Raw genomic sequence first — 15,992 nt, 5'->3', positions numbered from 1 at the left:
TTTTAAAATTCTTATTGTGTAATTGTACATAGTGTAGTACTATTTAAAACGTAATTATTACGATTTAAAACGAGCGAGGAGAACTAGATGACTAAGAGTTATGATGTTTGGTGGCAAAAAGGCCAAGAATCAGATGATGATATGGCGCGTGACCATCAAGAAGCTTGGGAGAGAACTATAGAAATGCTTGATACATCGGATATCAAAGGGAAGACAATCTTAGATGTGGGATGTAATCAAGGCGGATTTTTAAGAAAATTATATGACACAACGCCATTTAAAGAAGGTGTCGGTATAGATTTAGCACGTTTATCTTTAGAAAAGGCCGAAACTTTAAAAGGTGAACGTCCACTTACATATTATTTAACCGATAAACCACAAGAGACAAATAGAACATTTGATACTGCTGTAAGTACATCTGTCCTGTACTTAATCGAAGACATTCCACAACATGCACAAGATTTAAAAGAAGTGTTGAAACCGGGAGGCGTTTACTATGCTTCATTCGCCGATTTAACCAATAATCCTAGTCGTCAATTTATGGATGACACGATTAATCAATACGGCGCAACACCTTCTCAGAACCATTCTTTAAAACATATCGTTGATAGTTTTGTTGATGCAGGGTTTGAAGTTGCAGTAATGAAAGAACCTGTGCCTGACGTGATTGATTTAACACATTATAGTGATTTTTATCTATCACCAAATGATTATCTACAAACACTTTATGAGGAATCATTTTTAATTAAAGCAAGCGTGAAAGAAGGTATTGGGAAATGAAAAAACGTGTATTAATTACAATGGCAGCAAGCGCAACGCTCTTATTAGCAGGTTGTGGGAATGACCAAAAAGAAGATAAAAATATCACAGTATCGCTACCTACTGAAGCGAAAGCAGATAAACTTGACGCACAAGGTTATGACGCCGCAATGCCAGTCTATAGTGCAGTATATGATGCATTAGTTAAATACGATAAAGACAAAGGTGTGAAAGCTGGCTTAGCAGAAAAATGGCATGTTGATGAATCAGGAAAAGTCTATGAATTCCATTTAAAAAAGAACGTTAAATTCTCAGATGGCTCAGCTTTAGATGCTAAAGCAGTGAAATTCTCAATTGAGCGTGCGAAAGCGATGAACAAAGATACGACTGTAGAAACGTTAAAAAAATTGGATAAGGTTGTTATTAAAAGTGATCATGTTGTCCAAATTAGATTGAAGTCACCATCAAATCAAGTGTTGAATGAATTAACACAGGTGAGACCGTTACGTATTATGAGTCCACATTCCGTTGAAAATGGTAAAGTAAATGGCAAATTTGAAAAAGCGATTGGAACAGGTGCCTTTGTCGTTGATAAAACTGGCAAAGAAAAAACGACAATGAAGCCAAATAAATATTTCAACCATAGCCATCCCGTAAACTACAATCTTGCGTTCCAAACGATTGAAGATGGAGATTCAAGAAACTCAGCAGTACAAAGTGGTTCTGTTGATATTTCTGGTGGTGCTTTAGGAATGCTGTCAGATCAGCAAATTAAGCAAGACAAGAAAAATAAAAACTTAACTGTTGAAGATAAGCCAAGTACAGTAAGTCATTTCATGGCATTTAATCCGGATAATGATGTATTAAAACAACGTACAATCCGTGAAGCCATTAGTAAGAGCATCGATACAAAAGATATTGCGGGTAAATCTGTAAATGGTTTATTCCAGAAGAACGTGCAATTTGTAAACAAAGATAATCAACAGGCACACGACTATGATGTAAAAGAGGCTGAGAAGTTACTTAAAGAAGCAGGTTATCACAAGAACAGTGACGGTATTTTTGAAAAAACCGGTAAACCATTAACGTTTAATTTGGTTATTCAAACTGCAGAATTCCCAAGTTGGAAAGATAAAGCGGAAAAAGTTCAACGTCAACTTAAAAAAGCTGGCATTAAGTTAAATGTGAAAACGTTAGATTCACAATCATACTATGATACGTTATGGACGAAAAAAGATTATGACCTCATCTTCTATAGAACGTATTCAGATGCCTTAATGCCTTATAATTTCATGAGTTCAGTATTTAAAAATAATGATGGTAAGTCAGGTGTATTAGCTAATGATAAAACATTGACTCAGCAGCTAGATGATTTCCCAACAACTGTATCTAAAAAAGAACAACAGCGTTCATTTGATGAAATATTTAAACACTTTAATCAACAATATTATAGTGTGCCTATTGCTTATCCAAATGAAACCTTTGTCGTTAGTGATAAAGTGAAGCAATTCAAATTCTCTGGACTTACTGATGCTCCTATTGATTATAAAGCGTTGAAAGTTAATGAGTAACAATGCTTAAACGAACAATAAAATTAATACTTTACTTAATCGTGAGTTCGTTTATTATATTCGTTTTAGTCGAGAAGACATCAGGTAATCCAGCGATACTATACTTACAACGTCATGGTTATACGTCGATTACCCAGGAAAATATTGAAGCAGCACAACATAAACTTGGTTTGGGCCAACATTTTCTATTAAGATATATCGATTGGGTTGGACATGCACTTACTGGTAACTTGGGATACAGTTTTAGTACAAATGAGCCAGTAACAACTATGATTATGGAGGCCGTCATTCCAACATTAATATTAATCGTTGTTTCAAGTTGTATCATGTTGCCATTTGGTTATATGGTTGGTTATTTTATTGGGACGCGCCCACATACTCGATACGCGAATGGTATTCGTGGATTCGCTCAAGTGATGACTTCTATGCCGGAATATTGGTTAGCCATTTTGTTTATATATTATTTAGGAGTACGTTGGCAGTTGCTACCTTTTGTAGGTAGCGATTCCTGGCAACATTTCGTGCTACCCATCTTCACCATTGTTGTTATAGAAGGATGTCATATCTTATTGATGACATCGCACCTTATTGCGCAAACATTAGATAACGATGCGTATCAACTTGCTCAGTTAAGACATTACTCATTAAAGGCGCGTATCATTGTCCAGATTAAAGAGATATTTGCACCACTCATGACCATTTCAATTAACAGTGTGATTCATTTAATAGGAAAAGTAGTCATACTTGAAGTAATCTTCAGCATGTCTGGTATAGGGAAATTATTAATTAATGCTATCAATCAACGAGATTATCCACTTATTCAAGGCATTGTGGTCTTTATCATCGTCTTAATTATGTTCATTAATTATTTAGGCGACATTATCATTTTAAACAATGAACCTAGACTTCGACGACGACATACCAAACGCCAAGCCCATGAGAAAAGAGGTGTGTCGTGATGAAAAAATATCAAACTTACATCGCCATAAGTGCAATATTAAGTGTGATGTTTGTGCTAATTGTATATTGCTTTATGCAAGACACACAAAACTTGGATCCACTCCAATCACCTAATAGCCAACATTGGTTAGGCACGGATCAACTAGGCAGAGATTTCTTAGTCAGACTGATTGTAGGTAGTCTAGTCACATTAAGCTTAACTAGCGTGGTAATTCTATTAAGTGTTTGTATTGGACTGGTCTTTGGGTTAATTGCAGGTATAGAAAGAAAATGGTTAGACCAAATCATCATGTTTATTGCCGATATGCTATTGGCAATTCCTTCATTTATTATTGCATTAGTCATCTTAAGCTTAGTAAGTAATTCAATGCTAGGTTTGATACTTGCTTTAACAATTGGATGGATAGGCCGTTATTTACGTTATTTCAGAAATTTAACACGAGATATTCAAAAGCGTCCCTTTGTCAGTTATGCAAGACTAAGTGGTAACTCAACGTTTAAAACGACAGTGACGCACGTGATTCCGCATTTACTAAGTAATATATTTGCTTTGGTCACGGCTGACTTTGGCAAAATGATGCTAAGTATATCTGGACTTGCCTTTTTAGGCCTGGGTATTAAACCACCGACGCCTGAGTTAGGAACCATTCTCTTTGACGGGAAAAGTTATTTCAATGGTGCACCTTGGCTCTTCTTCTTCCCTGGTGTACTGTTAGGAGGTTTCGCCTTATTATGTCAAATGATCAACAAAAAAATAACGCAATGAATACTGTAGTTAAAGTCAATCAATTATCCATCTTAGATCATAATCGGTCATTGTTAAACGATGTTAATTTGACAATAACTAAAGGGGCAATTCATTGCATTATAGGTGAGAGTGGTAGTGGGAAGTCATTATTGACGAGAACTATTCTTGGAATGAAGCCATCACAACTAAGCTATCAAGGAGATATCAAGATTGATTTAAATAAGACGGATGCCGTTTTTCAAGATGTTCAAAGTAATATGTTTCAAAACGTGACCTTGGCTAAACATTTCCAATATATTTATGAAGCTAACCATTCACAACTATCTAAACAAGATATCAAGGAAGACGTCTTAGATAAAGTGCAATTACTCGGTTTAAATCAAGGTGAACAATTACTTAAACGATATCCCTTTGAACTTAGTGGGGGTATGGCACAACGTGTAGCCTTTATAATGTCATTAATTAGACGTCCGGACTACTTATTTTTAGATGAACCGACGAGTGCGCTAGATCAAGAGAATGTTAAAAAGTTTATGCACTATTTGATTAAGGCACAGGAACATTATCAAATGACAATTGTCTTTATTACACATGATATTAACTTAGTTAAGGATTATGCCACTCATATTAGTATTATGCAGCAAGGTCAATTGATTGAAAGTGGTGAAGCATCATCTATTTTAGCTAACCCCACACATAGCTATACGAAAAATTTAATTGCTATCGCACATCGGAGACAGGCCTATGCTTAAAATTGAAAGATTAACTAAATACATTGATGGGAAACTTATCTTCAAAGATATATCATGTGCAATTAATGACCAACATTTACTTATAAGTGGTGAAAGTGGCTGCGGTAAGTCTACGTTAACCAAGATTATCGCCGGATTAGATATGAATTATCAAGGTGACTTATACTTTAATGGCCAATTACGTAAGTCATATACGGCAAAAGAATGGATGAAACACATTCAATATGTGCCTCAGTATCAACGTGACACATTAAATCAGCGTAAAACCGTATTATCTACGTTATTAGAACCACTTAAGAATTACAAATTTGATAAGCAGAGTTACACATCAAGAATAGAAGCGGTGCTTAGACAATGCAAGTTACCACAAAGCATACTCAATCAAAGCATTTCAACGCTAAGTGGTGGGCAATTTCAACGTGTCTGGATAGCGAAGGCACTTATTCTAGAACCAGAGATATTGATATTAGATGAAGCAACGACAAACTTAGATGTGATTAACGAGGAAGAAATACTTCAAATGTTAATCGCATTAAAGCAAACGCAATTAATCATTATTTCACATGATGCGTACGTCTTGAGTCGCTTTAAAGGCGTTCAGTTACAACTCGAACAATTGAATAATTAGAGTCAAACCTCCTGATAAGGTATATACTTAATGGTACATACTGGACGGGAGGTTTTTTATGATACCTAAACAAGCTTATAAACAATTGGTATTAAGCATGCTGGCATTAATGATTGCAATGTCAATTAGCCGCTTTGCATATACGCCAATTTTGCCATTTATGCAACAAGATACCTCGATGAATAACCAAAATGCAGGTCTGTTAGCGACATTCAATTATTTAGGTTATCTAATGGGTGCTATCATACCTATGTTTATTACGATAAAATCTAAAGTCTTTGATTTAAAGTTGTATGTCATGATTAATGTGATTTCTGTTATTTTAATGGGATTTTCAGAGCATTTTCTTATCTGGTCAGTTCTGCGAATAATTGCCGGCATAACGAGTGGTACGATCTTTGTTGTAGCATCAAATGTGGCGTTAGAAGCATTAAGAATGGCTAATAAACAGAGTATTTCGGGAATTTTATATAGTGCAGTAGGAATAGGAATATTTTCTAGTAGTATTTTTATATTTCTTTATACACAAGCTCAGACTTGGAAAGCAACATGGATTATATTAGGTGTTGTGGCTTTAATGGCAGGTATCATTATATTAACTAGCATGAAGGACAACCCTTCAATTTCTAAACATTCAGCGTCATCAAATCAGAATCAAGGAAAGGCATTAAATCGCGCATTTATTATTCCATTCTCGATTGCCTATTTTTTTGAGGGAGCAGGCTATATTGTTACAGGAACATTTTTAGTCGCACTTATTAAGACTATACCTGCATACGCAGATTACGCTGCATTAAGTTGGATGTTTGTAGGACTAGGCGCTATGCCGGCCACGTTAATTTGGTCATTATTTGCTGAAAAGTTTGGGTACAAAAAGGCGATATATAGTGCATTAATATTACAAATTATTAGTGTAGGCTTGCCTATCTTTTCACATCATATGCTAGGATTAATCGTTGCTTCGATGCTATTTGGTGCAACCTTCTTAGGTTTAACAACGTTATTTATGTCGAAAAGCCAAGAACTTATGTATCATACAAATCAAAAGTTAAATCTTGTATCGTTATTAACAGTCATTTATAGTGTCGGACAAATGATAGCGCCAATGATTGCCGGAGTACTCATCGGAGACTCAAATAATTATCAGTTGGCGTTAACCTTCGCAATGATATTACTTATACTAGGTTTCATATTTAGTGTAATAAGCTATAGATTTAATGCATATAAATAAGAACATGTTGAAATACTTGGTTTGATTAAGAATTTTTTAAATCGTAAGCAATATAGAAGTTTGGAAGTAATAAAAATAGGGCATATTTTACTAATTAAACCTTTCATGAAAAATGAAACGGCATGAGGTTTTTAATTTATAGGGGGATTGTCACATGAATATTTATAAATTACGTTATCAACATTATAAAGATATTGTTGATGATAATATCTTAACAGTATTTGTATTGGCTAAAAATGAAGAAGAAGTTGAACAATTCGCGAAAAAAGTAAGTTATGCAGTTGAGAGTATTACACAAATCTCTCAAGAAGAATACGAAAAAGAAAAAGCTAAAGATGAACATTTCGGTCTTGAGCATGCTGAAAATTATTTAGATTAATATGAATTATCGGTCTAGGACAACTATAATGGTTGTCTTAGACTTCTTTTTTGTAATATGAATAAAAAGAGATTATATTCAATGTAATTGACTAAAGGAGATATGTAATATGAATAAAAAAGACAGTTTAGAACATGCAATTGTACTTGGCGGTGGTGGTTCGCTAGCCATAGGTTGGGAGTTAGGCTATCTGTTAACATTATCTAATCAAGGTATAGATGTTCGTCATGCAGATTTAATGATAGGTACATCAGGTGGCGCACAAGCTGCTACAGGTTTAACATCTGACAAGAGTTTTGATGTCATTTATGATGAGCAAATTGCACCTAAATCAAATGAAACGCCGCCAGTTAAAGACATGTCAGGTATCTTTGAAAGATATGCTCAAATACAAGAGCATTCGAAGTCACCTAAAGAATGGATTGAGAATTATAGTGTCTATGCACTAGAAGATCATAAATTTAATGAGAGCGTGCATATCACTCGCTTAGAACATAGAATTAAAGGCATTGAATGGCCATCTAATTTGATGATTACTGCTATTAATGCGCGTAAGGCAGAGCGTGTCGCACTAACGTCTGATAGTCAAGTGAACTTGCATAGAGCTATGGCTTCAAGTGGTTCGTTACCAGGTGTTTGGCCGGCTACGACGATTGAGGGTGACAAACATTTTGATGGTGGATGTCATTCCATGGAGAATGCAGATTTAGCTAAAGGTGCTAAGAAAGTACTTATTCTTGCAACGAATCTTCCTATTTCAACACCATATAAATTAGAAGATGCCATTAAAGAACTTGAAGAAAGTGGCGCTAAAGTCAAATTAATTACACCTAGTAAAGCAGTATTTGATAAATTAAATGAACTAGGCGGTAATACAGTAGATCCATCAATTCGACCTGACATTTTCAAAGCTGGAGAAGCTCAAGCACTTGAAGATGTAGAGAAAATTAGAAGCTTTTGGAATGAGTGAAAGTGAGTTTTAAGTTTAGGTCAAAGTGAGATTGTTATTTAATAACGACTATAAAAAGGAGCATTGGACTATGAATTTAATAAATATCTATCCTTCTCCTTTTTTCATTTAAATTGATTTAGTTTGGCGTTGAGTCATCCATAACACAATGAAGCCGATAATCATATAAATAACAATTAACCACATCACAACGTGATAATAATGAATAATATGTGTTATATTTGATGTGAAAAAGACGATAATTGATAAGCCGATTGGACCACCTAATTGGTGCATGGTATTAGTCATTCCGCTTGCGGCACCTGATAAACTAGCATCTACTTCGTGAATGCCGGCACTTGTAATAGGAGCCAGTAGCCAACCTTGACCTAGACCTACGAGTAACATGGGGATACCTATCGCTAGCCAATATCCATGTAACGGATTCAAACTAGCTGTAACAATTAGTCCTAAAGTCAGTATAATTTGGCCGAGTAATAACACGTTCGTATTGCCTAATTTTTCAGTAAAGTAAGGAAGATACAATGCCGCAATAAAATTAATAATGGTTAAAGGTAAGAAAGCTATACCAGCTTGTAACGGTGTGTAATGATATAAATGTTGCATCATTTGTGGCAAGATAAACCAATAAGATAACATTGCCATCATAAATATAAAACGACCGACATAAGCGCCTGTGCGCACCTTATTCTTAAATAATGACATTGGCATTAATGCAAATGGTAATTTGCGTTCAAATATTACGAATATAATTAATAAAATGAACCCAATAATGACTGCAATGATAGATTCATTTGTCATGCCATATACGAGTGTCATTATCGCAATAACTGAAAGTATTGCACCAATAAAGTCAATTCATACACGATGAACCGTTGTAGATTTTACAAAAAGCAACGTCAAGATAATTAAAATAATAGTGAAAGGGACATTAATCAGGAAGCCAGATCGCCAACTGATTGTACTTGTTAACCAACCACCGAGGAGTAAACCAATGATTGAACCAATACCAGGAGTGGCGCCGTAGTAACTAATGGCTTTACTTCTTTCCTTACCTTCGAAATGGCCCATAAGTAAAGCGAGTGTTGTAGGTGCAATAATCGCCGAACCAATACCTTGTATTGCTCTAAAAGTAATAATTTGTATACTATTTTGTGCAAGCCCGATACATAAACTTGATATCCCAAATAACACTAAACCACTTAAAAATATACGTTTGCGCCCTAATAAATCACCTAGTCTACCCGCTAACAATAAGAAACCACCGAATGTAATTGTATAAGCATTTGATACCCAAGATAAGGACGCTTTATCCATGTGTAGGCTTTGAGCGATCTTGACAGTACTTGTAAATATGATTGAGTTATCCATTAATATTAAAAAATAACTAAATAAAATGATGAAGAGTATAATTTGATTTTTCTTTTTAAACATATTGACACGTCCCTTTAGAAGAATAGTAATAGTCTAAACTATGGAGTGAACTCCATAGCAAGTACTAATTTTTAAAAATTTCAAATGACTAAAATTTTTAAATTATGGTATAACATAGGGAACGATAAGGAGTGAATGTGCTATGAATACGAAAGAAGTTGTAGAATTTATGGGATTATCTCAAGATACATTGAGATATTATGAGAAAGTAGGCGCTATACCACCAGTTGAACGAAATCAAAATGGCTATCGTGATTATAGAACAAACGACTTGAACTGGATATATTTAGTAAAAAACTTACGTCTTGCTGGTGTGAAAATTGAATTACTTATAGAGTTTTGTAAACTAGGGCAATTACCTTCAAATGAAGACACGCAGCAACGTCAAAAAGAGATACTTAATGAACAATTAAGTGAACTAGATGCTAAATTAGAAGTAATGCACAAAGCTAGAAATTTATTGAAATATAAGATAGATACCTATGATAGTCATTTAGCTCAATTTAATGCAGGTGAACTATCAAAGGATAATGTGGATAAACTGTGGGAAAAACCTGAAATAGTGAATAGATAATTTAAGGAGGAAGAAATCATGTCTAATCGCTTTAATTATATCCAACCACCCAATCAATTTAAATATAGAGAGGGCCGAACTGTATTAAAACAACAATATGATTTCAAGTGTGATAATCGAATTTATTTTAGTGAAGATATATTTCGAGATTTGCATAATCATTCATATCGCTTGTATGTAGACGTACTTTCACCAATTGGTGATTATGGTCTTGGATTAGATTTTAATGAAGTAGATGCGATTTATAATAAAGTGATTGAACCTAAATTAAATCATCAACTCATTAATGAAACGTTGCCTGATATGAATACGACTGCTGAAAATATTGCAATGTGGATTTGGGACGAATTTGAACAACATCTTCCGGGTGAACATTGTATGTATGCGTTACAGCTATTTGAGACCGACCGCCATGGGGTAAGTCTAAATCGTTCCATTATGAAGCTTTAAATCACTACTGATAAAAAAGAAAGGTTCTCAATTTTACCTTTTGAATTAAGTACTATTTATATAAGTAATTAAAATTTAAATATTTTGATTATATATATATTATTGATATAATTAGTATAGTAGCAAGTCTACAATTTTTTATTTTGGAGGAACATATTTGGGGACCACACTTAGTCTTATTACTTTTATATTATTATTAGTCCTAACGGCTTTTTTCGTGGCGACAGAGTTCGCTATTGTTAAAGTCAGAGAAACAAGAATTGCACAATTGTCTAATGCAGGTGAGAAGAAAGCGATAGCCGCTAAGAAGGTTGTCGATCATCTTGATGAATACTTAGCTGCCTGCCAATTAGGTATTACCATTACCGCACTAGGTATCGGTATGGTAGGAGAATCTACATTTGAATTTATATTACATCCTTTATTCAGCAGTATTGGTATTCCTGAAGCTTGGATACATCCATTTACAATTGGTGGCGCATTTGTTATCGCGACATTTTTACACGTTGTTGTAGGTGAGATGGCACCTAAGACGATTGCTATCCAAAAGGCAGAATATATTACGTTGTTATTTGCGAAACCGATTATCTTTTTCTATAAATTAATGTATCCGTTTATTTGGTTATTAAATGGTGCAGCACGATTGATATTGAAAATGTTCAATATGAAACCAGCCAAAGAGAGTGAAGTATTCCATTCTGAGGAAGAGTTGAAACAATTAATTCACGATAGCCATGAAGGTGGCGAAATTAATGACAGTGAATTACACCATATTAACCAAGCATTTAAATTTGATAATTTAGTCGCAAAAGATATTATGATTGATGAAGAACATGTTAAAACGTTAAATTTAAATACACGTTTTGATGATGCTATACAGCAAATTAAAATAGATGCGTTTACAAGATATCCAGCTGTTAAAGATGATCAAATTGTTGGTTTCATACATTCCAAATCATTGTTCAACGTGGAACAACCATCTAAACTAGAGACGTTCGTTAATCCAATTATTAACGTTAAAATGAATACACCATTGAAACACATATTAGAAATGATGAAAAAGAGAAAAGTGCATATCGCAGCAGTTTATAATGACGCTGATTTCAAGGGAATCATTACTTTAGAAAATATTCTTGAAGAAATCGTTGGCGATATCGAAGATGAATATAATTAATGTGAATTTAGTCTTATATAATTAATATTATTATTATGTCTTATTATGACCCTATTATTGAGATTTTGAAAATCTTGATGATTGGGTCTTTTTTAAAACCAAAATTAATTAAATTCAAAAACAGTGACTTATAAATTAACTTGTAACTATAATGGTTACATGAGGTGAGAAGATTGAAAATTAGTAGTCGTTTCACTGTGGCTGTGCATATTCTAGCATTAGTCAAAGTTGAACAGTCGCAACCATTAACATCCTCTTGGATTGCTAGTAGTGTGAACACTAATGCTGTAGTAATTAGAAGATTAGTAGGTAAATTAAAGCAAGCGAATTTAATCGAAACACAGCAAGGGAGTGGTGGCATTCAACTAAGAAAGCCTTTAACAGACATTACATTACTTGATGTGTATCAAGCGGTGGAAGTCGTTGACGAAGGCGAATTATTCCAAATGCATGAAGACACGAATGTAAATTGTGTTGTAGGTGCCAATATCCAGAGTGTGCTTGAAATCATTCTCTTACGTGCACAAGATGCGATGGAAGGTGTCTTGGCTAATGTCACAATGGATGATATTGTTACAGACATCTTGCAACGAAACGGATAAGTCGTCGTCCGTTATATCTTACATGTAACTATTATGGTTACAAGTGCAAGTGCGATAATGAAGCTGCCTCACAACGACCTAATTGACTGACATCACCATAAATATAAAAATGTGGAGGAATAAATCATGAAAATTGGTATTATCGGAGCAACAGGTAAAGTTGGAAATAAAGTATTAACAGAAGCACAAGCACGTGGTCATGAAGTCACTGCAATTGTTAGAAATGCGAGCAAACTAAATGATCAAGATGTGAAAGTGATTGAAAAAGATATTTTCAGTTTAACAGTAGATGACATCGAAGATCTTGATGTTGTTGTAAATGCATTTGGTGCGCCATTAGGTGAGGAAGAAGCCCATGTAGAAGCGGGACGCGCTTTAATTAAATTGCTTAAAGAAGTAGATACAAGAGTGATTGTAGTAGGTGGTGCAGGTAGCTTATTCGTAGATGAGGCACATACAACACGTGTACTTGAAACACCAGATTTCCCAGATATGTTTAAACCAACTGCTAAAGGTCAAGGACGTAATCTCCAAGATCTTCAAGATAGCGAGGGCATTACTTGGACATTTGTTAGTCCATCAGCAGAGTTCGATGCAGAAGGTAAACGTACAGGTTCTTATACATTAGGTAAAGATGAATTGCTTGTAAATAGTCAAGGTAATAGCTACATTAGCTATGCGGATTACGCTATTGCAATTGTAGACGAAGCTGAAAATGTAGCTCACATTAACGAGCGATTCACAGTCGTTGGCGAACAAGTATAATATATTGAACGATTAATTTTAAAGCTAAATGATTATTGTCTGAGAATAAGCAAACGAAGGACGTGGAACAGAATTCTTTATGAATTCATTGTCCCACGTCTTTTGTCTTTTCTATGTCTAATAAAGTAGTTGTTAATTCATATCTTGTTTCATTCCGGATTTCGCCATTTGGATAAATGTCTTAGCTGCTCTAGATAGTGGTTTTTTATCATTTTCTTTGTATGCTAATACGACTCGATTGTAATAGTGGTGTGGGTTCAATTGGACAAACGTGCCATTAAAACGATGAGACGTCATATCTTTAACACTCTTAGGGACAAATGTGATTGCGATACCTTCATTGACGAGACGAAGCGCATTCTCGACACTAACCGTTTCCATCATCACTTCAGGTACAACATTATAATCATTTAAGATTTGATTAGATAATTGGCGTAATGTCATTTCAGGCTTGAGCAAGATAAATTTCTCATTATCTAACAAATGAAATGGAAATTCACCATCGTCAGCGTGTGCTTTAGCTTGTTCGATAAGCTGATGTCCTGGAGGTAACGCTAAATATACATTTTCTGTGTATAAAATATCATAAGATAAATCTTCGGTATATAACGGTAATATCGTCACACCTATATCCACTTTTTGATCGGAAACAATTTGTTCAATTCGATGTGCTACTTCTTCTACTAATTCAATCTCCACGCCCGGGTAATGTTCTATAAACTTTGGCAAGATACTATAAAGCGTATGTGTAGCTAAAATAGGGTTAACACCTATACGGATACGCCCTTTTTCAAATTAGAAATTGTCTGCAATTCATCACGCATTCGAGTATCAATATCCTCAATTTCATGTAAATAATCTAGAAATCGCTCAGCTGAATACGTAAGTTCTAGCGGGTTGCTGTCCCGGTTAATTAATGTCACACCTAAGTTATTCTCAACGTCTTGAATATAACGGCTTAAATAGGGTTGAGAAATATAAAGGTGTTTGGCTGCATGTGAAATACTGCCGTAACGTTGAATGGCTTCTAAATATTGAATTTTATTTTTATAGGTCATATCGATGTCCTCCTTTTTTATGATATTGCTGACCAAGTTCAATTGAATTTAACAGCCGTGACACAATATAACCAATTTGTAGAACTTTCTTATGATGTTCAATATGAATAATATTTAAATAGTTTAATTCATTGTAATTTTTAATATAAGTATTGCTATACTTGTTAATAATACACATAAAGGAGGGAATTAAATGTTTCTTGCATGGAACGAAATTAAACGCAACAAGCTTAAATTCGGATTAATTATAGGCATTCTAGTATTAATTAGTTACTTACTCTTTTTACTATCCGGTTTAGCAAGTGGTTTAATTAATATGAACACTGAAGGCATCAAGAAATGGAAAGCAGATGCAATTGTTTTAAATAAAGATGCCAACCAAACGGTTCAACAATCTGTCTTTAAATCGTCTGACGTTGAAGGCAAATTTAAAGAAGAGGCACCGTTAAAACAAATTGGCGTTATTGCATCGAATGGAGAGAGTGAAGAGAATGCATTACTCTTTGGCGTAACATCAAACTCATTCTTGATTCCAAAGATTGAGGAAGGCAAAAAATTTAATAAAGATAATGATGTCGTGATCGATCAATCATTGAAAGATAAAGGGTTCAAGGTTGGTGACACCATCACGTTATCTCAATCTGATGAGAAACTACATATCGTTGGCGTTTCAGAAAGTGCTAAATATAATGCTTCTCCCGTTATTTTCGCAAATGACAAAACCATTGAAAAAATTAATCCAGCACTGTCATCAGATAAAACCAATGCAGTAGTTGTAAAAGACAGTAATTGGAAAGATAAAAATGTTGATAAAGATCTAGAAGTTATAGGAATAGATGACTTTGTAGAGAACCTACCAGGCTACAAACCACAAAACTTAACAATGAACTTCATGATTACATTCTTATTTGTTATCTCTGCTACAGTCATTGGCGTATTCTTATATGTCATCACGCTGCAGAAAAAGAATTTATTCGGAGTACTAAAAGCTCAAGGATTTACGAATGGATTCTTAATGAAGATGGTGTTAGCACAAACCTTTATATTAGCCTTAATCGGTACTTTGATTGGCTTAATATTGACATTACTGACAAGTTTAGTCTTACCTGAAGCGGTACCTGTCCAATTTAATATCGGTACACTCATTATCTTTGGTATCGTTTTAATACTAACATCTCTTGTTGGTAGCTTATTCTCAGTATTATCCATTAGAAAAATAGACCCACTCAAGGCGATTGGGTAAGGAGGTGCCACCATGTTAAAATTTGATGAAGTGACTAAAGAATTCGAAGATGGTAATCATACAATTGAAGCAGTAAAACCGACATCTTTATCTTTTGAAAAAGGTGAACTCATAGCTATTGTTGGCCCTTCCGGTTCCGGTAAGAGTACGTTCTTAACAATGGCTGGTGCGTTACAAACACCAACATCTGGTGAAATATATATTAATGATGAGAAAATCTCAAAAATGAGTCAGAAACAATTAGCTAAAATGAGAATGAAAGAGATTGGCTTTATATTGCAGGCGACGAACTTAGTTCCCTTCTTAACAATCAAACAACAATTTCACTTATTGAAGAGTTATAAAAAAGATGTGTTAAGTACTGAAGAATATGATAAATTGTTGAGTGATTTAGGCTTAAAAGAGATAGAGAACAAATTACCTTCTGAAGTGTCAGGAGGTCAAAAGCAACGCGTCGCGATTGCTAAGGCAATTTATACACAGCCTTCTATTATTTTAGCTGATGAGCCAACTGCATCGCTCGATACTGAAAATGCGATGGCAGTTATGGAAATACTAAAAGAACAGTCTAAACAACGTCATAAAACATGTATTATCGTTACGCATGATGAACGTTTAACCAAGTTCTGTGATAAAGTCTTTCATATGGAAGACGGACGTTTAAAAGAAAAATAAACAAATTAAAACTCCCTCC

The 15,992-nt window shown here is 34.5% G+C and carries 20 protein-coding genes; 16 read left to right on the top strand and 4 right to left on the bottom strand.

Translation table 11 applies throughout. The annotated features are described in order from the left end of the window. Positions 1-87: 87 nt before the first annotated feature. The 9 genes from AC1RRU_RS03395 to AC1RRU_RS03355 all read left to right on the top strand — a co-directional run bounded on the left by AC1RRU_RS03395 (position 88) and on the right by AC1RRU_RS03355 (position 7,998). Positions 88-780: a class I SAM-dependent methyltransferase gene (locus tag AC1RRU_RS03395; protein WP_011274475.1), complete on the top strand. Its 693-nt coding sequence runs from the start codon at positions 88-90 to the stop codon at positions 778-780. Continuing rightward, on the top strand, positions 777-2,330 hold the full coding sequence (locus AC1RRU_RS03390) for an ABC transporter substrate-binding protein (protein WP_016930502.1): 1,554 nt from the start codon (positions 777-779) through the stop codon (positions 2,328-2,330). Before AC1RRU_RS03395 ends, AC1RRU_RS03390 begins: the two co-directional genes overlap by 4 nt. A 2-nt stretch (positions 2,331-2,332) precedes the next feature. Then, complete coding sequence (locus tag AC1RRU_RS03385) at positions 2,333-3,289, top strand: ABC transporter permease (RefSeq protein WP_016930503.1); 957 nt, start codon at positions 2,333-2,335, stop codon at positions 3,287-3,289. Further along, complete coding sequence (locus tag AC1RRU_RS03380) at positions 3,289-4,056, top strand: ABC transporter permease (RefSeq protein WP_011274478.1); 768 nt, start codon at positions 3,289-3,291, stop codon at positions 4,054-4,056. Before AC1RRU_RS03385 ends, AC1RRU_RS03380 begins: the two co-directional genes overlap by 1 nt. Next, positions 4,023-4,790 (top strand): ATP-binding cassette domain-containing protein, encoded by a 768-nt coding sequence (locus tag AC1RRU_RS03375; protein ID WP_493196443.1) that lies wholly within the window; start codon positions 4,023-4,025, stop codon positions 4,788-4,790. Before AC1RRU_RS03380 ends, AC1RRU_RS03375 begins: the two co-directional genes overlap by 34 nt. After that, the gene (locus tag AC1RRU_RS03370; protein WP_016930504.1) at positions 4,783-5,418 is read left to right on the top strand and encodes an ABC transporter ATP-binding protein; all 636 of its coding nucleotides are present in this window, start codon (positions 4,783-4,785) and stop codon (positions 5,416-5,418) included. Before AC1RRU_RS03375 ends, AC1RRU_RS03370 begins: the two co-directional genes overlap by 8 nt. A gap of 58 nt (positions 5,419-5,476) precedes the next feature. Next, on the top strand, positions 5,477-6,649 hold the full coding sequence (locus AC1RRU_RS03365; protein WP_016930505.1) for a YbfB/YjiJ family MFS transporter: 1,173 nt from the start codon (positions 5,477-5,479) through the stop codon (positions 6,647-6,649). 154 nt (positions 6,650-6,803) lie between these two features. Further along, positions 6,804-7,028, top strand: coding sequence for a hypothetical protein (locus AC1RRU_RS03360; protein WP_011274482.1), 225 nt, complete (start codon positions 6,804-6,806; stop codon positions 7,026-7,028). Between the two features lie 109 nt (positions 7,029-7,137). Then, positions 7,138-7,998, top strand: coding sequence for a patatin-like phospholipase family protein (locus AC1RRU_RS03355; RefSeq protein ID WP_016930506.1), 861 nt, complete (start codon positions 7,138-7,140; stop codon positions 7,996-7,998). Between the two features lie 108 nt (positions 7,999-8,106). On the opposite strand, the gene AC1RRU_RS03350 is transcribed toward AC1RRU_RS03355, so the two are convergent. Both AC1RRU_RS03350 and AC1RRU_RS03345 read right to left on the bottom strand, forming a co-directional pair. Beyond that, positions 8,107-8,838 (bottom strand): MFS transporter, encoded by a 732-nt coding sequence (locus AC1RRU_RS03350; protein WP_256098330.1) that lies wholly within the window; start codon positions 8,836-8,838, stop codon positions 8,107-8,109. A gap of 18 nt (positions 8,839-8,856) precedes the next feature. Continuing rightward, positions 8,857-9,432 carry an MFS transporter gene (locus tag AC1RRU_RS03345; RefSeq protein ID WP_016930508.1) on the bottom strand — a complete coding sequence of 192 codons (576 nt, stop codon included), beginning with the start codon at positions 9,430-9,432 and terminating at the stop codon, positions 8,857-8,859. A gap of 142 nt (positions 9,433-9,574) precedes the next feature. On the opposite strand from AC1RRU_RS03345, the gene AC1RRU_RS03340 reads away from it, so the two are divergent. From AC1RRU_RS03340 to AC1RRU_RS03320, 5 genes are all read left to right on the top strand, one after another. Further along, a complete protein-coding gene (locus AC1RRU_RS03340) occupies positions 9,575-10,006 on the top strand; it encodes a MerR family transcriptional regulator (RefSeq protein WP_011274485.1) in 432 nt (143 codons plus the stop codon). A gap of 18 nt (positions 10,007-10,024) precedes the next feature. Further along, on the top strand, positions 10,025-10,456 hold the full coding sequence (locus AC1RRU_RS03335; protein WP_016930509.1) for a 6-pyruvoyl trahydropterin synthase family protein: 432 nt from the start codon (positions 10,025-10,027) through the stop codon (positions 10,454-10,456). 157 nt (positions 10,457-10,613) lie between these two features. Next, entirely contained in the window at positions 10,614-11,630 is a 1,017-nt protein-coding gene (locus tag AC1RRU_RS03330) for a hemolysin family protein (protein ID WP_016930510.1), read from the top strand. A 173-nt stretch (positions 11,631-11,803) separates the two neighbouring features. Then, entirely contained in the window at positions 11,804-12,232 is a 429-nt protein-coding gene (locus tag AC1RRU_RS03325; protein ID WP_016930511.1) for an Rrf2 family transcriptional regulator, read from the top strand. 126 nt (positions 12,233-12,358) lie between these two features. Next, positions 12,359-12,997 (top strand): NAD(P)-dependent oxidoreductase, encoded by a 639-nt coding sequence (locus AC1RRU_RS03320; protein ID WP_016930512.1) that lies wholly within the window; start codon positions 12,359-12,361, stop codon positions 12,995-12,997. 132 nt (positions 12,998-13,129) lie between these two features. On the opposite strand, the gene AC1RRU_RS03315 is transcribed toward AC1RRU_RS03320, so the two are convergent. Together AC1RRU_RS03315 and AC1RRU_RS03310 are read right to left on the bottom strand one after the other, a co-directional pair. After that, on the bottom strand, positions 13,130-13,729 hold the full coding sequence (locus AC1RRU_RS03315) for a LysR family transcriptional regulator substrate-binding protein (protein WP_325123446.1): 600 nt from the start codon (positions 13,727-13,729) through the stop codon (positions 13,130-13,132). A gap of 38 nt (positions 13,730-13,767) precedes the next feature. Beyond that, entirely contained in the window at positions 13,768-14,055 is a 288-nt protein-coding gene (locus tag AC1RRU_RS03310; protein ID WP_016930514.1) for a LysR family transcriptional regulator, read from the bottom strand. A gap of 193 nt (positions 14,056-14,248) precedes the next feature. Here AC1RRU_RS03310 and AC1RRU_RS03305 point away from each other — a divergent pair, with 193 nt between their 5' ends. Beyond that, entirely contained in the window at positions 14,249-15,298 is a 1,050-nt protein-coding gene (locus AC1RRU_RS03305; protein ID WP_016930515.1) for an ABC transporter permease, read from the top strand. 12 nt (positions 15,299-15,310) lie between these two features. Continuing rightward, positions 15,311-15,973, top strand: coding sequence for an ABC transporter ATP-binding protein (locus AC1RRU_RS03300; protein ID WP_016930516.1), 663 nt, complete (start codon positions 15,311-15,313; stop codon positions 15,971-15,973). Positions 15,974-15,992: the final 19 nt, after the last annotated feature.

The organism is Staphylococcus sp. GW821-FHT11H10, assembly GCF_058807855.1.
This window is presented reverse-complemented; position numbering and strand designations above follow the sequence as displayed.